Origin of the sequence: Fibrella musci (genome assembly GCF_041321105.1) — a bacterium.
GTDB classification, from domain to species: domain Bacteria; phylum Bacteroidota; class Bacteroidia; order Cytophagales; family Spirosomataceae; genus Fibrella; species Fibrella musci.
Genome location: NZ_JBGGWD010000008.1, coordinates 109,964 through 133,198 on the forward strand (window position 1 = coordinate 109,964; position 23,235 = coordinate 133,198).

The 23,235-nt window shown below is 57.5% G+C and carries 5 protein-coding genes; 3 read left to right on the top strand and 2 right to left on the bottom strand.

The features are described from left to right. The first annotated feature begins 643 nt into the window (after positions 1–643). From ACAW74_RS24975 to ACAW74_RS24985, 3 genes are all read left to right on the top strand, one after another. Positions 644–17,185, top strand: a complete 16,542-nt coding sequence (locus tag ACAW74_RS24975) for an SdrD B-like domain-containing protein (protein WP_370700988.1) — start codon at positions 644–646, stop codon at positions 17,183–17,185. Between the two features lie 128 nt (positions 17,186–17,313). Then, entirely contained in the window at positions 17,314–18,291 is a 978-nt protein-coding gene (locus ACAW74_RS24980; RefSeq protein WP_370700989.1) for a PorP/SprF family type IX secretion system membrane protein, read from the top strand. A 98-nt stretch (positions 18,292–18,389) separates the two neighbouring features. Then, complete coding sequence (locus ACAW74_RS24985; RefSeq protein ID WP_370700990.1) at positions 18,390–20,822, top strand: OmpA family protein; 2,433 nt, start codon at positions 18,390–18,392, stop codon at positions 20,820–20,822. An 81-nt stretch (positions 20,823–20,903) separates the two neighbouring features. Here the strand turns inward: ACAW74_RS24985 and ACAW74_RS24990 are convergent, their stop codons facing one another. After that, positions 20,904–21,761: a dienelactone hydrolase family protein gene (locus tag ACAW74_RS24990; RefSeq protein WP_370700991.1), complete on the bottom strand. Its 858-nt coding sequence runs from the start codon at positions 21,759–21,761 to the stop codon at positions 20,904–20,906. A 75-nt stretch (positions 21,762–21,836) separates the two neighbouring features. Further along, positions 21,837–23,177, bottom strand: coding sequence for a sugar porter family MFS transporter (locus ACAW74_RS24995; protein WP_370700992.1), 1,341 nt, complete (start codon positions 23,175–23,177; stop codon positions 21,837–21,839). Between the last annotated feature and the right edge of the window lie 58 nt (positions 23,178–23,235).

Here is a 23,235-nt window from a genome sequence, read left to right on the forward strand (position 1 = left end):
TGATGGCCAGCTGAAACAAAGTGGCATATAGGGCTTTGGCATAGTTTTAGATACTTACTAGGTGTATTAAAGCCAGGAAACCGTTCGGCGCCGTTTATCCGTGACCAGTTCATATATGACAGGTCACAAAGTAGCCTGCCTCCAACTGGTAACTGATACGTGTTGAACGCATCCAACTTGGTAGCAGATGAACTTGAATCCTATACCTACGAGTCGCCTCCAGAAGGCAATTGATATGAAACAAGAGAAGCCATCCGCGATGGGTTTACCAGTATGGTCGGCCGGTCGGCGGTTTCTTCGCTTTCTGCAGCAGGCTATACGGCTGCTCATTAGCTTGTTTTCTGGAAGAACAGCTAAAGCGTATTGCGTAGCAGGCTACGGCCATAATTCGTCAGGTACGTATCAATACGGTACTGAACCAGGCCGCTACAGGCCTCCAAGCAGTGAGCCACCCGGCCCGCCTGATCCTGAAGTTCGCCCACCTTCTCTTTTCTACGATCCTTTGCCAATTGCCCATACCATTCGCTTTTTTATACAGTCTCGCTCAATGGATAATCAACTTCTACGCAATCAGTATGACAACCCAACAGGCTCTTTACTAGCCTGTTTTCGTGCCTTAAGACAAGCGCGGATTGGGTCTGTTATGGCCAGCCGACAAGCCATGAATGGCTTCCGTCAGCTCTGTGCCCTGACTTTGTTATGCTTGAGCGTGTTTACCGGCATCAACGCGGCTGCTCAGTCGAGTTCGGTTAACCTCAGTCTTGACAAGGCAATTAACAACCCGAATCCGGCGATTGGTGAGGTCGTTACTTACACGGTCACCGTCACAAACTCAGGCACAACGGCCGCAACGGGCGTTGTCGTGAGTGAGTCGATCGCTACAGGCTACAGCACTTACCTGTCGTCTACAGCTTCGGTAGGTACGTTCAGTTATACCAGTGCGACAGGCCTTGGTACCTGGGCTGTTGGCAGCGTTGCGCCGGGCCAAACGGTTACGCTGCTTATCAGCGCTCGCGTTGATGCGGAAGGGGTAGCGTTCAGCGCCGCGGAAGTGAGTGCGATGAACGAGACCGACGCTAACTCAATTCCGGGAAATGGCAGTCTGCTCGAAGATGACTATGACAACGCCTGTTTTTCGGTACCCTTAAGCTGGTATGCCGGTGATGAATATCAGGTTGATAAGCCAGCTGGTTTTTCGGCAGTAACGTGGTTGGCTGATGGCCAGCCTATTTCGGCTTCTACGACAAATGCTAGTGTCGATGCGTCGGGTAACCTGATTATTAAAGGGCCCGGCATCTTTTCGTTTCAGGCCACGCTGAATGGTTGCCCGACTGGTAACTGCTGTAACATCGTCGTAATACCGGGTGTAACAGCTAGTCTGGGTGACTATGTGTTTGAAGATAAAAACATCAATGGTATTCAGGATGCGGGTGACGTACCCATCCCCGGTGTAGTAGTAACGCTGTTCCAGAATGGTTCGGCCGTAGCCACAACGACTACGGATGCCAATGGCCTGTATTCATTTACGGGTCTAACTCCAGGTACGTCTAATAGCTATGTAGTTGGCTTTACTAAACCGACTGGCTATTCAGCAACGACGCCGCTAAGTGGCTCGAATCGTAACCTCGACAGCAATGCTGATCCGGTTACGGGACTCGCCAGTGCTGTGACGCTAACGGCGGGTGAAAGCAACACATCAATTGACGCCGGTTATTTCCGTCCGGCCTCGCTGGGTGACTACGCCTTCGTGGATACCAACAAAGACGGCATCCAGAACGCAGGCGACACGCCCCTGCCGGGTGTGGTGGTAACCCTCTACCAGAATGGCTCAGCCGTGGCCACCACCACCACCGACGCCACCGGCTTGTATTCGTTCACAGGTCTGACGCCGGGTGCTTCGAACAGCTACTCAGTGGGCTTCACCCCGCCGGCCAACTTCACCACCACCAGTCCGCTGTCGGGTACCGACCGCAGTCTGGACTCGGATGCGGACCCCATCACGGGCCGCACCCAGAGTGTGACGCTGGCTTCGGGCGAGAATAATACCACGCTGGATGCGGGCTACACGCCGCTGACGGCGGGGCTGGGTGACTACGTCTTTGAAGACAAAAATGCCAACGGCATCCAAGACGCGGGCGACGTACCCATCCCAGGTGTAGTAGTGACCCTATACCAGAATGGTTCGGTGATTCGCACCACGACGACCGATGGTAGCGGGTTGTACAGCTTCACAGGCCTGACGCCGGGTCTTGCTTATCAGGTGGGCTTCGGCACCCCAACGGGCTACACACGTACCGTTGCGAACGTAGGCTCGGATGATGCGCTGGATTCAGATGCTGGAACGAACGGTCTAACTGGGCTATATAGCTTGACGGCCAACGAGTTCAACTCGACTGTCGACGCAGGCTTCATCCGTCCGGCCTCAATTGGCGATTATGTGTTCAATGATCAGAACAAGAATGGCATCCAGGATGCGGGTGACACGCCAATCCCGGGCGTGGTAGTCACGTTGTACCAGAACGGTTCGGCGGTGGCCACCACTACGACCGATGCCACCGGCTTGTATTCATTCACAGGTCTGACGCCGGGCAGCAGCATTAGCTACTCAGTAGGCTTCGGCAAGCCATCGGGCTTCGAGGCGACCTCGGCTAACGTGGGCTTCGACGGACTGGATTCGGATGCGGACCCCATCACGGGCCGCACGGGATCGTATACCTTGTCATCAGGGGAGAGCAACACCTCAGTCGATGCTGGTTTTTACCTGCAAACAGCGGGCTTGGGTGACTATGTGTTTGAAGACAAGAATGCCAACGGTATTCAGGATGCGGGCGACCTGCCCATCCCCGGCGTGCTGGTTAGCCTCTACGAGTCGGGGTCATTGGTACGCACCACCACCACCGATGGCAGCGGTCTCTACAGCTTTACGGGTCTGACCCCAGGCGTACCCTACACGGTGGGCTTCGGCACCCCGACGGGCTACACCCGCACACTGGCCAACGTGGGCTCGGATGACGCGCTGGATTCAGACGCGGGGACCAACGGGTTGACGGGCGTATACAGCCTGACGGCCAACGAGTTCAACCCCACCGTGGATGCGGGCTTCGTGCGCTCGGCCTCGATTGGTGACTACGCCTTCGTGGATACCAATAAAGACGGCATCCAGAACACAGGCGACACGCCCCTGCCGGGTGTGGTAGTCACGTTGTACCAGAATGGCTCGGCCGTGGCGACCACTACCACCGACGCTACCGGCTTGTACAGCTTCACGGGTCTGACGCCGGGTGCTTCGAACAGCTACTCGGTAGGCTTCACCCCGCCGGCCAACTTCACCACCACCAGTCCGCTGTCGGGTACCGACCGCAGTCTGGACTCGGATGCGGACCCCATCACGGGCCGCACCCAGAGTGTGACGCTGGCTTCGGGCGAGAATAACACCACGCTGGATGCGGGCTACACGCCGCTGACGGCGGGGCTGGGTGACTATGTCTTTGAAGACAAGAACCTCAACGGTACTCAGGATGCGGGCGATGTACCCATCCCGGGTGTGGTGGTGAGCCTGCTGAGCAACGGCGCGGTGATTCGCACCACCACGACCGATGGCAGCGGGTTGTACAGCTTCACGGGTCTGACCCCGGGTGTGCCTTATTCGGTGAGCTTTGCGGCGCCGGTGGGCTATCAGGGCACGGTGGCCAATGTGGGGGCTGACAACGCGGACTCGGACGGCAACGCGGTGACGGGTCTGACGGGGGTGTACAGTCTGACGGCCAACGAGTTCAACCCGACGGTAGACATGGGCTACTATCGGCCGGCCTCGCTGGGTGACTACGTGTTCAACGATCAGAACCGCGACGGCACGCAGAACGTAGGTGAGCCGGGTATTCCGGGTGTAGTGGTGACGTTGTACCAGAACGGTTCGGCGGTGGCCACGACGGTAACCGATGGCAGCGGTCTGTACAGCTTCACGGGCTTAACGCCGGGTGCTTCGAACAGCTACTCAGTAGGCTTTACTACGCCTGCGAATTATACTACTACTATGCCGCTGAGTGGTACCGACAAAGCACTGGACTCGGATGCAGATCCCATCACGGGCCGCACCCAGAGTGTGACGCTGGCCTCGGGCGAGAGCAACACCACGCTGGATGCTGGTTTCTACCTGCAAACGGCGGGCTTGGGTGACTACGTCTTTGAAGACAAGAATGCCAACGGCATCCAGGATGCGGGCGACGTACCCATCCCCGGCGTGCTGGTTAGCCTCTATGAATCAGGGTCAGTGGTACGCACCACCACCACCGATGGCAGCGGTCTCTACAGCTTTACGGGGCTGACCCCCGGCGTACCCTACACGGTGGGCTTCGGCACCCCGACGGGCTACACGCGGACTGTGGCCAACGTAGGCTCGGATGACGCGCTGGATTCAGACGCGGGAACCAACGGGCTGACGGGTGCTTACAGCCTGACGGCCAACGAGTTCAACCCGACGGTGGATGCGGGCTTCGTGCGCTCGGCCTCGCTGGGTGACTACGTCTTCCAGGATAATGATAAAGACGGCACGCAGTCTGCGGGCGACACGCCGATTCCGGGTGTGGTGGTAACGCTGTACCAGAACGGTTCAGCGGTGGCCACCACCACCACCGACGCCACCGGCTTGTACAGCTTCACAGGGCTGACGCCTGGCAGCAGCAACAGCTACTCAGTGGGCTTCACCGCACCGGTGGGCTACTCGGCAACGACGCCGCTGAGTGGTACCGACAAAGCACTGGACTCGGATGCGGATCCGATCACGGGCCGTACTGTAGCAGTAACGTTGACCTCGGGTGAGAATAACACGACGATCGACGCTGGGTACACTACAACGACTGCTCGTTTGGGTAACTACGTCTTCTATGATCGCAACAAAGATGGCATTCAGGATGCGGGTGACTTCCCGCTCAATGGGGTAGCCGTTACGCTTTACCTGAATGGTAGCGCTGTGGCTACGACGGCTACGAACGGCGATGGTTTCTACAGCTTCATTGGCCTGACCCCGGGTACGTCGTATAGCTACTCAGTTGGCTTCACGACCCCAGTCAACTTAACGGCAACTGCTGCACAAGTTGGCGGCGACGATGCGCTTGACTCGGATGCTAATCCGGTGACGGGGCTGACGCGGACGGTAACATTGATGCCAGATGAGTACAACGATCGTCTCGATGCCGGTTTCTACGCGACCAGCGACCGTAACGATTACCTGGCTTCACTGGGTGACTACGTCTTTGAAGACGTCAATAAAAATGGCATCCAGGATGCGGGTGATCTGCCGATTCCAGGTGTCGTAGTCTCGCTGTTCCAGAACGGTTCGGCGGTGGCCACCACCACGACAGATGGCAGCGGTCTGTACTCGTTTACGGGTCTGACGCCGGGCAGCAGCAACAGCTACTCATTGCGGTTTGGTAAACCCTCAGGCTTCGAGGCAACCTCGGCCAACGTAGGTAGCAATGATGCAATCGATTCGGATGCCAGCGTATCAACGGGCCGCACAGGGTCATATACGCTGACATCAGGGGAGAATAATCCAACAATTGACGCCGGTTTCATTCGTCAAACAGCGGGCTTGGGTGACTACGTCTTCGAGGACAAAAATGCCAACGGCATCCAGGATGCGGGCGACGTACCCATCCCCGGTGTGCTGGTTAGCCTCTACGAATCGGGGTCAGTGGTACGCACCACCACCACCGATGGCAGCGGTCTCTACAGCTTTACGGGCTTGACCCCAGGCGTACCCTACACGGTGGGCTTCGGCACCCCGACGGGCTACACGCGGACTGTGGCCAACGTGGGCTCGGATGACGCGCTGGATTCAGACGCGGGGACCAACGGGCTGACGGGTGCTTACAGCCTGACGGCCAACGAGTTCAACCCCACCGTGGATGCGGGCTTCGTGCGCTCGGCCTCGATTGGTGACTACGCCTTCGTGGATACCAACAAAGACGGCATCCAGAACACAGGCGACACGCCCCTGCCGGGTGTGGTAGTCACGTTGTACCAGAATGGCTCGGCCGTGGCGACCACTACCACCGACGCTACCGGCTTGTACAGCTTCACGGGTCTGACGCCGGGCAGCAGCAACAGCTACTCGGTAGGCTTCACCCCGCCGGCCAACTTCACCACCACCAGTCCGCTGTCGGGCACCGACCGCAGTCTGGACTCGGATGCGGACCCCATCACGGGCCGCACCCAGAGTGTGACGCTGGCCTCGGGTGAGAATAACACCACGCTGGATGCGGGCTACACGCCGCTGACGGCGGGGCTGGGTGACTACGTCTTCGAAGACAAGAACCTCAACGGTACTCAGGACGCGGGTGACGTACCCATCCCGGGCGTGGTGGTGAGCCTGCTGAGCAACGGCGCGGTGATTCGCACCACCACGACCGATGGCAGCGGGTTGTACAGCTTCACGGGTCTGACCCCGGGTGTGCCTTATTCGGTGAGCTTTGCGGCGCCGGTGGGCTATCAGGGTACGGTGGCCAATGTGGGGGCTGACAACGCGGACTCGGATGGTAACGCGGTGACGGGTCTGACGGGGGTGTACAGTCTGACGGCCAACGAGTTCAACCCGACGGTGGACATGGGCTACTATCGGCCAGCCTCGCTGGGTGACTACGTGTTCAACGACCAGAACCGCGACGGCACGCAGAACGTAGGTGAGCCGGGTATTCCGGGTGTAGTGGTGACGTTGTACCAGAATGGTTCAGCGGTGGCCACCACCACGACCGATGGCAGCGGTCTATACAGCTTCACAGGCCTGACGCCGGGCAGCAGCATTAGCTACTCAGTTGGCTTCGGCAAGCCATCGGGCTTCGATGCGACCTCGGCCAACGTGGGCTTCGACGGACTGGATTCGGATGCGGACCCCATCACGGGCCGCACGGGATCCTATACCTTGTCATCAGGGGAGAGCAACACCTCAGTCGATGCTGGTTTCTATCAGCAACTGGCTGGTTTGGGCAACTATACATTTGAAGACAAGAACGCTAACGGTATTCAGGATGCGGGTGACGTACCCATCTCAGGTGTGGTCGTAACGCTGTTCCAGAATGGTTCGGCAGTCATGACGACCACAACGGATATCAACGGTGCTTATAGCTTCACAGGGTTGGCATCAGGACCTACCAATGTGTATCGCGTTGGTTTCACAACACCGGCTGGTTTCGGAGTTACGACGCCAAACGCAGGTAGCGACGATGCGCTGGATTCCGATCTGATTTCCTTTACGGGTCAAACCGGAACCTATACCCTGACGGCGGGTCAGTTTGATCCGACGGTTGACGCGGGCTTCATCCGCCCGGCGTCGATTGGTGACTACGTCTTCCAGGATAACGACCGCAATGGTGTACAAAATGCGGGCGATACGCCGATCCCGGGTGTGGTAGTGACCCTCTATCAGAATGGTAATCCGGTGGCGACGACCACGACGGATGCCAGTGGCCTCTACAGCTTCACGGGTCTGGCTCCAGGTACGTCGTTCAGCTACTCAGTTGGCTTCACGACCCCGACAGGTTATTCTGCGACAACGCCGCTGAGTGGCACTGATAAGGCGCTGGATTCAGATGCTGATCCTGTCACGGGCCGCACCGCGTCGATCACGCTCTCATCAGGTGAAAGCAACACGACGATCGATGCTGGCTTCACGCAGCCGCTGGCTAGCCTTGGTGACTACGTCTTTGACGACAAAAACGTCAATGGTATTCAGGATACCGGTGACGTACCAATTCCAGGTGTGGTAGTAACGCTCTATCAGAATGGTTCGGCAGTGGCGACGACGGCAACGAATATCAACGGGTTGTACTCGTTCACGGGGCTAACCCCAGGTACGTCGAACAGCTACTCGGTTGGCTTCACAACCCCGACGGGTTATGGGGTTACCAACCCGCAAGTTGGCGGCGATGACGTCGTTGATTCGGATGTGAACCCGGCAACGGGCCGCACACGGTCAGTAACGCTGGCTGCCGGTGAGAACAACCCGCGTCTCGACGCTGGGTACGTGAAACTGGCCAGCATTGGTGATTACGTTTTTAACGATACCGACAATAGCAATACACAAACGCCGGGCGACACGCCGATTCCGGGTGTAGTGGTGACGTTGTACCAGAACGGTTCGGCGGTGGCCACGACGGTAACCGATGGCAGCGGTCTGTACTCGTTCACGGGTCTGACGCCGGGCAGCAGCAACAGCTACTCAGTCGGCTTTACTACGCCGGTTGGCTTCACTACGGTGACGCCGCTGGTGGGTGGTAACCCAGCGCTTGATTCGAACGTTGACCCGCTGACGGGCCGTACGGCAACCTTCACATTGACGTCGGGCGAAAGCAACACGACGATCGACGCTGGTTTCCGCGGCAATACGGGCTCAATCGGGAACTACGTGTGGTTCGATTACAATAACGATGGTACGCAGGGCGATCCGGCCGTAGAGCCGGGCGTATCAGGGGTAACGGTGCAACTGTATGCGGCCAACAACCTCACGACGCCAATCGCGACGACGACAACCAGCAGCACCGGAGCGTACCTGTTTAGCAACCTGCCAAGTGGTCAATATGTAGTGAAATTCACTCCTTTGGCTGGCACCGTATTAGCGACGCCAAAAAGACTGGGCGTAGGCGACGAGCTGGATAGCGATGCAAATGAGAACGGTCTTACGGATGTCATTACGATTGACGTGACGCAGCCAATTTCGAGCACAGCCCGCAACAACCCGAATGTCGACGCTGGTATCGTTCCGTTCGGCTCAATCGGCGACTTCGTGTGGATCGATGCCAATAAAGATGGTCTCCAGAATGACGGCCCGAATGATGGCATAGCAGGTGTAACGGTTCAACTCTTCGGCGCATCTGATTTGGATAACCCGCTGAGTGAAACAGTGACGGATATCAATGGTAAATACTTGTTTGATAGCCTCATCACTGGATTCTATCGAGTTCGGTTCATTCTTCCAACGGGCTTCCAGTTTACGACAGCTGGAGCTGGTAGCGATGCTGGAGCTATTGACTCAAATGCCGGACCTGATGGGTTTAATATAGGCTTGGTCAATAACATTTTTATTGATACCTCTCGACCGCTGGGCAGTGAACTTCGTGACAATCTGACGATCGATGCCGGGGTATACAGCACCTCGTGCCTCACGCCAGTGGTACTGGTAGCAGGTGTCAGCAACAGCAGCATCTGTGTCGGCGGTGTCACATCGGTGAGCGCCAATGCCGCGGGTGCCGTAGTTATCCGCTGGTACCAGCAGGCAACAGGTGGTGTCGCCTCGTTTACCACAGCCAACGCCCAATCGTATACGGTAGCACCGACCGCCGATGTGACCTACTACGTGGAAGCTGAAACGGCAGAGGGTTGTGTCAGCAACCGGATACCGGTGGTGATCAACGTCAATCCGCGTCCGAATACGCCGACTCTGACGCCGCGCGAAGCGACGATCTGCCTGAACGAAACGTATAACCTGACGACTGTGCAGCCTGCCAGCCCATCGCTGCCGGGAGGTACGTTCGAATGGCACACGACGAGCAGCGAGACCAGCCCGCTGGTGAGTAACCTAACCGCTGTGGGTGCAGGTACGTTCTACCTCTTCGAGCGCTCGCAGGTAGGTTGCTACAGTGTGCCGGGTGTACTGACGGTGAACCAGATCGATTGCCGCTGCACCAACGTAGCAACGGTGTCGACCACGCTGACCTCAGGTACGGCTTGCGCTGGTGATCGTATCACCCTGCTGGCTACTATCGGTGGTTCGGCAACGGGTGTAACCTGGATGGTATCGAATTCAGCCACGGCGGGTACCCTCACCGGTGCCAACAGCCTGACGGCGTCGTACCTGCCCTCGGCAGCCGACATCCTGGCTGGTCAGGTACAATTTACAGTAACGACTAACGACCCTGACGGCAATGGTGTTTGCCTGCCAGCGCAGAGCACGGTAATCGTGATGCTGAGCCCACGGCCGACGACGGTATACGGTGCTTCTTGCGAAGATCCGGACGCTACGATCTGCCAGGGAACTATGACCAAGCTGATCGGCTTTGCGGACAACGCACGCATCCGTTGGACCAACAAAGCTACCGGCGAACTGGTCGGTATCGTTGACAGTGGTCGCAACCTGACCATCTCGCCGACGCAGACAACGACTTACGTTGCACAGGCTGTAGCTGCCAATGGCTGCACGAGCCTCAATACGGTTGAAGTCGTGGTGCGGGTGACGACCTGTCTGGCCGATCTGGCTGTTCAGAAGTCAGTGCTGACGGCTGGGTCGTATCGTGTGGGTGATGTTGTTTCGTACGGCATCAAAGCCATCAACAACGGGCCGGTACCGGCAACGGGTGTAACGGTGAGCGATATTCTGCCGGCTGGCCTGTCTTTCGTGAGCGCAACGCCTGCCAGCGAGTACAACGCTACGACGGGTGTCTGGTCGGTTGGTTCACTGAACGTAGGTTCTGACCGCAGCCTGATTGTTCAGGCTCGCGTAACAGGCACTAACTCAACTAGCTCGATTGTGAACGTGGCTCGGATCACGGGCACAAACGACGACCCGACCAAGCCGGAAAATAATACGTCTGCGGCAGGTATCACGGTCGACAATTGCGGCACGATACCAGCACCGACGATCGCCTGCGCCGTTACATCGCTTTGCGGTGAAACCGAATCGACAGCCCTCACGGCTCGCGATTGCGCTGGTGAGATTCGCTGGAGCAACGGTATGACTGGTACGAATATCATCGTTGTGCCGGGTGTAACCACAACCTACACCGCTAGCTGCGTAGTAGGTAGCTGCACCAGCCTGGCCTCGAACGCCATTACGATAACGGTGACGAAAACACCCGCGCCAGTGGTTCTGGCCAGCACCGAACGTACCTGCGTCGGTGGAGTAGTTAGCCTCTCGGCAACGGGTTGTGGCAACGGCACCGTATACTGGAGCAACAACCAGATCGGTAACGTGATTTCGGTAACGGTCAACGCCGATACCCGTTACACGGCCCAATGCCGCGTCAACAACTGCTACAGCCCGTCGGGCGAGGTGACCATCCGCGTGGGTGAGCTGCCGAAACCGACTGTCGTATGCAGCGAAACGCAGGTTTGCCCAGGCGAAACGGTAACGCTGACAGTACAAAACTGCCTCGGTACGCCAATCTGGAGCACGGGCGACAACACGAGCAGCATCGTGGTACTGCCAACGGCTGGTAATAGTACTTACTCAGTCGTTTGCAAAGACGGCGCCTGCACCAGCCCGCGTTCAAGCGATTACACGATCCGCGTGATCCCGGTAACCAACCCGACGATCGTGGCCTCAACGACCTCAGTCTGCGTGGGTGGCACGGTTAGCCTGACGGCTTCGGGTTGTGAAGACGGTACGATCTACTGGAGCAACAACGCTGTTGGTCGTGTAATGTCGACGACGCTGGTAGCCAACGAAAGCTTCTACGCCTACTGCAAAGTGCGCGAGTGCGTAAGCGATCCGTCGCGGGCTATAGCGATCTCGGTAGGTCGCCCAACGGCACCAACGATCCGCGCCATCCCGAACACCGCTATCTGTGCGGGTGAGTCGGTAACGCTGACCGTTACGGAAGGCTGCGCTAACGGCATCGTGAAATGGAGCAATACCGTACAGACAGGCAACACCATCGTGGTGACGCCGGGCAGCAACATGACCTACACAGCTACCTGTCTGGTCGACAACTGCGAAAGCAGCCGGTCGAACGAGGTACGGGTGATCCTGCGCACGTCGGGTACGGCACCAACCATCGCGGCTTCATCGCCGAGCATCTGCAACGGAGGCAGCGTAACGCTGACCGCCAGCGGTTGCAGCAACGGCACGGTGATCTGGTCGAATCAGATGACGGGTCAGTCGATCACGGTAGCACCGCAGCAGGGTGAAGTCTTCTACGCCATCTGCCGCCTGCCTGCCGCTTGTGGTAGCCCGCGTTCGAACACAATCAGCATCAACCTGACCACACCGCCAGCACCGACTGTACTTTGCAGCACATCGGTTGTCTGCCCGGGCGAATCGGTTGAACTGACGATCCAGAACTGCGCTGGTACGCCAATCTGGAGCACAGGTCCGCAGGACGACGGCAAGTCGATGATCACGGTATTCCCGACGGTAACGACCAGCTACTCGGCTATTTGCCAGCAGGGTGGTGGTGCCAATACCTGCCTGAGCGCGCCGTCATCGCTCTACACGATCACGGTGGTGCCTGTACCAGTGCCGACGATCTCGGCCTCGAGCACAGCCATCAACCCCGGCGAAAGCGTGACGCTGACCGTAACGAACAATTGCCCGGGTACGGTTACCTGGTCGACCAACGAAACGGGGAACAGCATCGTGGTAACGCCAACGGCCGCAGTGAACTACTACACGGCTACCTGCCGCTACCGCTCATGCACGACTGAGCCTTCGGTACGAATCTTGGTTCGTTACCGTGGACCGGAGAACTGCAACGCCAAAGCAGGTACGTTGGTAGCTCCGGCTGCTGAAATCTGCGCCTCAAGCCTGACCGCTGTAACGCTCACGGCTACCGACAATGGTGATCGTGTGGTGCCGACCGGCTTCTCGACGGTGTACGTGCTGACGAAAGGTAACAACCTGGTGATTCAGCAAACCAGCCCAACGGCGTCGTTCACTGTACCAGCCACAGCGGCAGGTCTTTACACGATCCATACGCTGGTTTACAACCCGGCTGCGCTTGATCTCTCGGTTATCCGACCGGGTGTGACAACGGGAACCGAGGTGCTGAACCTGATCCGGACGAACAACCTCTGCGCCGACCTCGACGTGAACGGAGCCAGCACGACGATCAAGTACGTGAACCCGCCGATTATTCCTGGCCCGCACGTGATCTACCGTTGCTATGGTGAGCCTGTGTCGATCACGGCAACTGGTTGCGACAACGGCAAGGTGGTCTGGAGCAATGGGGTCGTCGGTAGCGTACTGTCACTGACAATGGGTCACTACAATGTATGGGTGACTGCCACCTGCGAAATTGATGGTTGCGTAAGCGCGCACTCAGAGATGTTCGACGTAGGTGTGGTAACCCCGACTGTGCCGACTATTGGCAGCAACAAACTGTCGGTATGCGCCGGTGACGAAGCTACGCTGACGGCTCAGGGCTGCGAAAACGGCAGCTACCTCTGGAGCAACGGCAGCACCACGAGCAGCATCACGGTAACGCCGCAGGTAAGTACGACCTACGCCGTGAAGTGTGTGATGGGCAACTGCGCCAGCGACTGGTCGCCAGTGGTTAGCCTGACGGTTGGTTCGCCGGGTGCACCGGTCATTGCCGCCGCTGGTGCGCAGAACGGTGCGATTACCACCTGCTTCGGTGCGCCAGTCACGTTGACCGCTCGCGGTTGCGCCAATGGAGCTTACACTGTCTGGAGCAATAACCAGGTGGGTAGCAGCATCACAGTGACGCCAGCGCTATCAGCGACTTACACGGCTGTCTGCTGTACCTCGGATAACTGTAAGAGTGTGCGTTCGAACCCGATCGTGGTTACGGTACTGTCGAAAGTGCTGCAGCCAGTGGTTACCAACCTGACCAACACCTGTCCGTTCGCTTCGGTGAACCTGACCAGTGCTGTGGGTGCGGTAGCTACAACGGGTGGTTCGTTCGAATACTACACGACGGCCGATCTGAACCCGGCCAGCAAGTTGGCCAACACCAACGTGACTGTGTCAGGTACGTACTACGTGGTTGAGAAAACGACCGGTGGTTGCTACAGCCTCCCGACGGCCATCCAGGTGCAGATCCGGGCTTGCGGCGACATCCTGCCGTGCGACAACAACCCGGTTACGGTGAACGCCGGTGTCGACGACGCGATCTGCGCGGCCAAGACGTATAAGTTGAAAGGAAGCACGACGGGTCAGAACGTGACCGTACAGTGGACCACCAGTGGTACCGGTACGTTCGACAACGCCTTCAGCCCAACGGCACTGTACACGGCCTCCGCGGCCGATGTACAGGCCGGGCAGGTGACTCTGACCTTGTCGGCTAAAACGAATAACACGCAGTGCGCGCCTCAAACCGATGCCATGGTCCTGAAGCTGAACGGCCCGTCCGTTCAGCCGACCATTGCCGTGGCGGGTGCTACGCAGCTCTGCGCTGGTGGCTCGGTAGTGCTAAGCGCACCTGCCGGTGCCGGGTACACGTACCAGTGGACAGGTACGTCGGCAACGTCGCAAAGCATCACAGTAGCCAGCAGCGGTACCTATACGGTGCAGGTGGTTGATGCCAACGGCTGTAGTTCAGTAGCTTCGGCACCTGTGGTTGTTAATGTAGCCGCGCCGGTCGCTGCCCCTGTAGTCGCTAACCTGCGGAATACCTGCCCGGCGACTACGGTTGACCTGAGCAACGCGCTGAGCATGACCACGGCAGGCAGCACCTACGAGTTCCGCATGGGTAACACGCCGACCTCACCAATGGTGATGAACCCGGCCACGGCGGGTGCAGGTACGTACTACATCTTTGAACAGACAGCCGCGCAGTGCGTGAGCCTGCCTGCTCAGGTAGTGGTGAAAGTGTTCGATTGCACCAACAGTACCCAATCGGCCGACGTCGTGATGACCAAATTGGTTAATAACACGTCGCCGAAAGTAGGTGAAGCGCTGACGTATACCCTGAAGGTGACCAACAACGGTCCTGATAAAGCGTATAACGTAGATATCCGCGATGTACTGCCAACTGGTCTGAATCTGGTCGTTGGTAACTCACCGCTCAACTACACGGTGGCTAACGGGTCTATCCTGAAACGATTCGATAGCCTGGCCGTGGGTGCGTCTGACTCGATTGTCTTCGTGGCCCGTCTGAGCAAGAAAGGCGCGGTAGTCAATACAGCGAGCATCACCTACAGCGACGTGAACGATCCGGGCACCGCCAATAACACGGCAAGTGTGACCGTCACCGACAGCTCACCGTTCCGCCCCGGCACAATTGGCCTGGCTAAGAACATCGTGGGTCAGCCCCGACTGGTCAACGACTCGACGGTTGCGGTACGTTACGCCTTCACGCTGACCAACTTCGGCGACGAAGACTTGACCAACGTGGGTGTGACGGATGACCTGGGCGCTGTATTTGGTGTAGCCAACCTGCGCAGTGTAAGTCTGTCGGCAACCGACCCAACGCTGACGGTCAACCCTGTCTATAGCGGAACCGGCACCGACACCCAGCTGCTGGGCGCCAACGGGACACTGGCTGCCGGGCAGACGACGACCTTCGTCATGGACGTAACTGCTGCCGTGACGCCGTCACAATCGTACACGTTCAGCAATACGGCCCGCGCTACTGCGACCAATACCACGGCTACGGTGACAGATGACTCCGTGGACGGCCTCGATGCTGACCCGGATAAAGATGGCGACCCAACCAACAACAGCGGTAGCTCGACCTTCTTCATCACCGTACCGAGTGCACAAACGGCCCAACTGGGTGTAGCCCTGGCGGTGGATGGCATCGCGAAGCAGGCTGACGATAGCTACAACGTTACCTACAAGGTGTATGTGAAGAACTTCGGCACAACGCCGTTGACCAACGTGAGCCTGATCGATAGCGTAGGGGTGTCCTTCCCGGCACCGGCTTCGTTCTCGATCGTGAGCGCTCCGACCGTCAACGCTGGTAGCGAACTGGTTATCTCTAGCGACTTCAACGGAACCAGCGCGCCGTACTACCTGAACGGGATGGTGAGCCGCCTGGCTGCTGGCAAGCAGGATACGATCACCTATGTGATCAACGTGAAGCCGAATGGCAACGGGCCGTTCTACAGCCAGATTTACGCCACGGCTAAGCCGGAAGGCAGCACCGAGACGCTGAGCGACCGTTCAAATGCGGGTAGTGTGATTGTGCCGAGCGACAACTCGAAAACGATGGTTCGCTTCGATCTGCCGAGCGCGTTGCTGGGTGTCGCCAAAGAAGTGGGTACGCCGATCCGTGTGGCCGACAACGTTTGGGATGTGCCTTACATCATCAAAGTCTGCAACCTTGGTTCGGTTGGCCTCAGCCAGGTACAGGTAGTCGACGACCTGTCGGCAACCTTCGGCAGTGGCGCACAAGTGGTAAGTGTATCGCTAACGGCTGATGCCGGGTTGAAAGTGAATCCGAACTACACGGGTGTGGGCTTGCTCACCAACCTGCTCGACACAACGGCCAGCAGCCTGCCTGCTAAAGCCATCCGGTACGTGCAGCTGATGGCTCGGGTAGATGTGTCGAAAGCTACGTCGCTGACCTTTACCAACCTGGCTATTGGTTCGGCCATGAACGGTTCGGTTGCAGTACGCGATACGTCGAACGCGGGCTCTAATGTAGACCCGGACAACGACCTTGATCCGCGCAACAACAACCGGGGTACGTTCGTCGTGCTCAACAGCCTGCCAGGCGCACCGCATGTCGGCGTAGCCATGATGGTACAAGACACGGCTCGTCAGGCCAACGGTACCTACGACGTAACGTACCGCGTGGTGGTGAAAAACTACGGCACCGTGAAGCTGACCAACGTAGCGCTCTCGGATACGCTCACCAATACATTTAATCAGCAGGTGGGGGCTAGCTATAGTGTCCTTGGCATGCCAATTGCATCAGCGGGTAGTAAGCTGAAGCTGAACCCGGGATTCAATGGTGGGGCTGATCCGATGCTGGTGCTGGGCGATTCAACCAGCACGCTCGCGGCTGGCGCTACCGATACCCTGCGGATACGGATCAACGTGGCAAGCACTGGCGTGACAGGTACGTTCTTCAACACGGTCTACGCCGTAGCGAAGGCCGGTGCCGAAACAGTACGCGACGCGTCGACCAACGGTATGAACCCAGACCCGAATGGCAACAACAACCCGACGGATCTGACCGAGCGTGAAGCCACGCCGCTGTTCCTGCCGCTGTCGCTCGAAACGGTGTTCATCCCTGAAGGTTTCTCGCCGAACGGTGATGGTGTGAACGACCTGTTCGTCATCCGTGGCACGCAGGGAACTACGGTCAAGCTGGAAGTCTTCAATCGCTGGGGCCACCGCGTCTACGTGAGCGAAGATTACAAGAACGACTGGGATGGCACGTCGAACACGGGTGTACAGATCAGTTCTGGTGATGGCGGAAACGCTCTCCCGGTAGGTACGTACTATTACGTAGTGCGCCTCAGCGACGGTCGTGAATTCGTTCGCTACCTGACCCTGAGCCGGTAAATAACAGGTTGACGTTTAAACGTTTCCTGTCTGATGTTGCCTACCGCACCTTATTCATGTCCGCGTTAGGCAACCTTGAACAGGAAACGTTTAAACAACAAACGAAAACTAGTGCACTCTAACTGACCATGTCAACAAGAAATACAGTCAAAGGCTGGGCAGCGGCAGCGCTGCTCGCACTGGGAGTTACGGCTCAGGTTCAGGCGCAGCAGGACGCCATGTTCTCGCAGTACATGTTCAACACGATGGCCCTTAACCCGGCCTATGCGGGCAGTCGCGATGTGTTAAGCATGACGGCGCTGTATCGGGCGCAGTGGATTGGCTTGCAGGGGGCTCCTCAAACGGCCACATTCACCGCCGACATGCCGCTGAACCGGGAACGGATTGGTGTAGGCATTCAGCTCTACAACGACCGGATCGGTAACCAGACCGAAACGGGCGGCTACCTGACCTACGCCTTCCGGTTCCGGGTGGGTAACCGTTCAACCCTGTCGCTGGGGCTGTCGGGTGGGGTGTCGGCCTACAGCAACCGCCTGACCGACGTGGTATTGGCACCGGGCCAGACGGGTCCATCCGATCCGGCTTTTGCGGTCGACATCAACAAAATGCTGCCCAACTTCGGTACGGGTGTTTACCTCAGCAACGACCGTTCGTACATCGGCATTTCGGCGCCGCGTCTGCTCCGGAATAACCTGACTGATTTCAGCGCTCCGGGCATTCGGTCGCGGCAGGCACGAGTTGGCTACGCGATGGCAGGGTTTGTTATCGGGTTGAGCCCGGCGATCAAACTGAAGCCGTCGATGCTGGTGAAGTACTCGGAAGGCGCTCCGCTGGGTTTCGACGGTAACCTGAACCTCTGGCTCAACGACCGCGTCGCCATCGGTACCTCGTTTCGCAAAAACCAGTTTTACACCTTTTCCAGCTTTACCAACGATGCCATTGTGGGGCTGCTGGAGTTTCAACTGAGCGATCAGATTCGCTTTGGCTATGCGTATGACCACATGCTGAACAGCTTGGGCCGTTTCTCACCCAACTCGCATGAACTGATGCTGCGGTATGAGTTTGGTTATGGCAAAAACAAAATCCTTACACCGCGATACTTCTAATAAAAAACGGCAGAGTATTTGCTTGACTGGGGTATGTATTCGTCTGAGTGCATACCCTTTTGTTTGCTAACTTACTCATTTGCCTGTCGTTAGCGCGTATGATTGTTCGCTCTCTCCCAAAAATCGGACTGTTGCTGCTACTGGCAGTAACAGCGTTTGCCCAGCGTCCGGCGCAGCAGGCTGATCAACAGTTTGCGAAGATGGCCTACTCGGAGGCCGCCGCGCTTTACGAACAAGCCCTTCAGCAAGCTGCTTATCCCAATCAGGCCGCGAGCCGGTTGGCGTTATCCCGGCTGGGCTATTGTTACCGTCAGCTTCGCGACTCCCAGAACGCGGAGCGCGTTTACCGGAACCTCATCGGTGATGGCAACGTACCTGCCAATCAGGCGGATGCCTACCTGTATTATGCACAGGCGCTCGTCAGCAATGGTAAATACAAAGAAGCACAGGAGGCTTACGATACCTATACGGCTCAGCAAAACGCCGACGGCCGCATTCCTGAGCTATCGACCAAAGTCTTCCGCGATGTGAGCGCCCTTACGAATAATACGGCGGCTACGTATCGGGTCAAATTCCTGGATATTAATACCCGAAAGCCCGAATTCAGCCCGATGTATTATCGCAACGGACTGGTGTTCGTAACGGAAGGAGGGCGTGCTAAAGGGTACCGGCAGGTTTTTAAAGGCAGCAACACCGCGTCTTACCTCGATCTGTACTTTGTGCCCGAACTGAGCGCCTTAGGGTCGACCGATGCCCTGGCCAGCCAGAAAAGTAGCCGGGCAGCGCAACGCCTGCTCCAAAAACAGTCATATACGGTGCTGGGGAGCGACGATTTCACCCCCCGTACGGCCAATGATAGCCGCACTGTTGGCGTTTTCGGCAGCAATCAGGTTACGGCTGGTGATGGTTACGGACTGGAGCCGGTGTCGGAAACAGAACGCTTTGGCCGATCGCTGAACACCAAATACCACGAAGGGCCCGCTACGTTTAGTCGTGATGGCTCACAGGTGATTTTTACCCGCAATAACTTCAACAACGGGCAAGTCGGGCGTAGTGCCGATGGGGTCAATAAACTCAAGCTGTACACCGCCCGCCAAACCAACGGTGTCTGGGGAACGATCGAAGAAATGCCTTTCAACAGCGACGATTACTCGACGGGGCACCCCACGCTCAGCCGCGATGGTCTTCGGCTTTATTTCGCGTCGGATATGCCCGGTGGTTACGGCGGTACCGACCTGTATATCTCTCGTTGGGAAGGCACCCGCTGGTCGGTTCCGATGAACCTTGGGCCGGAGGTGAATACCAAAGGCAATGAGCTGTTTCCGTTCATCGACGAAAAGAATAACCTGTATTTTGCCTCAAATGGGTTGCCGGGTTTAGGTGAACTGGATCTGTTCTACGCGAAAATGACCCCCGACGGCAAACCCACCAATGTGGTGAAAAACCTGGGAGAGCCGTTCAATTCAACCAGCGACGACTTTGGCATCGTCACGGATGGTAATCGCAAATCGGGGTATTTCAGCAGCAACCGTAAACATGGCGGGGCTGATGATGACATCTATCGGTTTGATCGGGAAGGGTCGCTGTATCCCTGTCGGCAGTTAACTGTCAGCGTGTATGATGAAGCCACAAAGGAACCCCTGCCCCAGACTCAGGTAATGATTGAAGGTGGCGAACCGGGCAACGAGCGCAAGGAACTGGTTACCGATGAGGAAGGAACGATCCGGCTGTGTGTGGATGCCGAAAGCGATTTTCATTTCACGGCCATGCGCAACGGCTACGTCGACACTAGGATGGGCTTTTCGACCCGTAACCTGGACGATGATCAGCCTTCGCGGCTTGAGCTGGCTCTGGAGCGTCCCATCGTCAACACGGCGTCTGTGACGACCCGAACGGGTGAACTTATCAGCGGTACAGTAAAACGGCAAACGGGTCACGTAGTTGGTCAGGCTGATGGCCGCCCGCTGCGCGATGTGCGGGTTTTGCTTACTAACGAATGCACGAACGAGGTGAACGAGCTACTGTCGGATAGCAATGGGGCTTACTCATTCACGACGCTAACGGGTTGCGAGTACCGCCTCGAAGGCAAATACAAACGCATGGCGTCAAAAGTCAGCCGCATCAACCGGGATGGCAGCGGTGACCCGAACCTGACCATGTTCAGTTCTGGCGTAGTCCTGCGCGTCGATGATATCTATTACGACAAAAATCAGTCGATTATCCGTTCGGATGCTGCCCAGGAACTCGACAAGCTGGTGATGATGCTCGAGACGTACCCCAACATGTCGATCGAACTGCGGTCGCATACGGATAGCCGGGGATCCGATACGTATAACAAAACGCTGTCGAGTGCACGGGCGAAAGCCGCCATCAATTACATCGCGTCGAAAGGAATTGCCAAATCGCGGTTGAAAGCCAAAGGCTACGGTGAAACATCCCTGGTCAATGACTGCGCTAATGGCGTCGACTGCACCGAGGAGCAACACCAGCAGAACCGGCGCACCGAGATCAAGATTCTGCGCATTGAATAGATCATACAGGTACGTACCTGGAAACGAAACAGCCCCGTCCAATCAAGGCGGGGCTGTTTCGTTTCCAGGCTTTCAGCCTCGTTAGGCTAGCCGTTTTTTCAGGAATTCGACCGTGCGATTCCAGGCCAGTTTAGCGGCGGCTTCGTTGTAGCGCGTAGGGGCGGTGTCGTTATGGAACGCGTGTTGGGCACCCTCGTAGACATAGAGCTCATAGGGTACACCTGCTTTCTTGAGCGCTTCCTCGTAGGCCGGAATGCCCTGATTGACGCGCTCATCGAGCCCACCGTAATGTAATTGAACCGCGGCCTTGATCTTGGGTACGTCGGCGACCTCGGGCTGACGGCCATAGAACGGCACGGCGGCTTTCAGGCTGGGTACGTTCACGGCCAGTTGGTTGGCCATCGCACCACCCCAACAGAAGCCCACGCAACCAACTTTGCCTGTGCTATCTGGGCGGCTTTGCAGGTAATCGACCGCCTTGACGAAGTTGTTCTTGGTTTGGGTCATGTCGAGTTTGCCGAACAACTCCCGAATCTGGGCGTCGTCGGTGGGTGTGCCGCCTGCGCCTGAGAGCGCATCGGGGGCCAGCGCCAGAAAACCGGCCAGTGCCATCCGCCGCGTTACATCTTCGATATGCGGGTTCAGACCCCGGTTTTCGTGAATGACGATCACCGCCGGGTACTTGCCGTTGGCCTTGGGCCGCGCCAGATACCCTTTCATGGTCGTATTGTCGCCGGGGTACGTGATGGTTTCCGTAACCAGCCGGTCGTCTTGATGAGCGACCGTTTCGGCATGGGCGTAGTTAATTTCCAGCAGGGGCAGGGTCGCTATCGCCGCGGCCATGCCACCCGTCAGCTTGGCCAGCCGCTTCATAAACTCGTCACGGGGGAGCGGCTTGTGCGTGTACTCGTCGAAAAGATTAATAATTCGCTGATCCATAAGGGGTTGGTATTTAGGGTTTAACGTTCGATGATCAAGATTTAGCGTTTGGTATAACAGTATACTCCAACGAAACTAATGTAATACGATAGCCGAGTCCATCTGCTCCAGCGACGTACCCTTGGTTTCGGGCATGAGTCGCCACACAAACAGACCCTGCAGGCCCATCATTAGGCAGAAAAAGGCAAAGAGTGTCGATGGGCCAAATTGCTCGGTAAGATACGGAAACGAGAAGGCAATGAGCGCAGCCATGAACCAGTGCGTGAAACTGCCCAATGCCTGCCCGCTGGCCCGCACCTCGTTGGGGAAGATCTCGGAAATGAATACCCAAATGACTGCCCCCTGCGAGAACGAAAAGAAGCCGATATAGGCAAACAGGAGCAGTGGTACGGTGTTGCCGCCAAGGCCCTCACCGCCAAAGGCGTAGGCGACCAGACCCAGCGTGATGACCAGCCCCACCGAGCCGATGAGCATCAGTACCCGCCGCCCAAACCGGTCGATGAAGTTGAGCGCCAGTACACAGGCCAGAAAATTGACTACCCCAATCCCAACCGACGACAGCAGCGCCGACGACGTACCCAGCCCGGCCAGTTCGAAAATGCGCGGTGCATAATAGATGATGGCGTTGATGCCCGACACCTGATTGAACACCGCAAACAATACTGCCAGCATGATGGGGAGGCGATAAGCACGGCTAAACAGTGATGGCTGCGGCGCAGCCTGTACAGTGTTGGGCTGTTGGGTCGAGGCTACAATGGCCGCCAGCGTATCGGAAGCCGTGGCCGGATCAACTTTCTGAAGGGTGGTCAGCGCGCCCGCCTTGTCGCCCCGGTTCAATACCAGCCAGCGCGGACTCTCGGGGACGCCAAAAAGAGCCAGAAAAAACACCAGCGACGGCAGCGCCTGCACACCCAGCATCCAACGCCACGAATCGTCGCCGCCAATACCCTGTAAGAGGTAGTTCGACAGGTAGGCGACCAGAATCCCGGCCACCACGTTGGTCTGGAACATGGCTACCATCCGCCCCCGTGAGGCCGCCGGTGATACTTCGGCGATGTAGAGCGGTGCGGCCACCGATGAGGCCCCTACGCCCAGCCCGCCCAGAAACCGGAAGACCAGAAAGACGGTCCAGTCGGTGGCCAGGGCCGAACCCAGCGCCGAAATCAAGTAGAGGGCCGCGATGCCAAATAAAGTAGCTCGTCGGCCAAAGCGATCGGCCGGAATGCCGCCGACGAGCGAGCCAACGACGGTGCCGATCAGCGCGATGGAAACGGTGAAGCCGTGCTGAACGGAACTAAGCTGCCAAAGTTGTTGAATGGCGCGCTCGGCCCCCGAAATCACGGCGGTGTCGAAGCCAAATAAGAAGCCGCCGAGGGCGACCACAATCGACCAATAAAGTACAGTACGGTTAGCCATAAAGGATAGGAATAGTAAACGGTAAAGACACCCGCAAACCGGATGATTACGAAGCCAT

Bases quoted from the DNA above. Each gene is read 5' to 3' on its own strand.
- ACAW74_RS24975 (WP_370700988.1), top strand. From the start codon at position 644: ATGGCCAGCCGACAAGCCATGAATGGCTTCCGTCAGCTCTGTGCCCTG.
- ACAW74_RS24980 (WP_370700989.1), top strand. From the start codon at position 17,314: ATGTCAACAAGAAATACAGTCAAAGGCTGGGCAGCGGCAGCGCTGCTC.
- ACAW74_RS24985 (WP_370700990.1), top strand. From the start codon at position 18,390: ATGATTGTTCGCTCTCTCCCAAAAATCGGACTGTTGCTGCTACTGGCA.
- ACAW74_RS24990 (WP_370700991.1), bottom strand. From the start codon at position 21,761: ATGGATCAGCGAATTATTAATCTTTTCGACGAGTACACGCACAAGCCG.
- ACAW74_RS24995 (WP_370700992.1), bottom strand. From the start codon at position 23,177: ATGGCTAACCGTACTGTACTTTATTGGTCGATTGTGGTCGCCCTCGGC.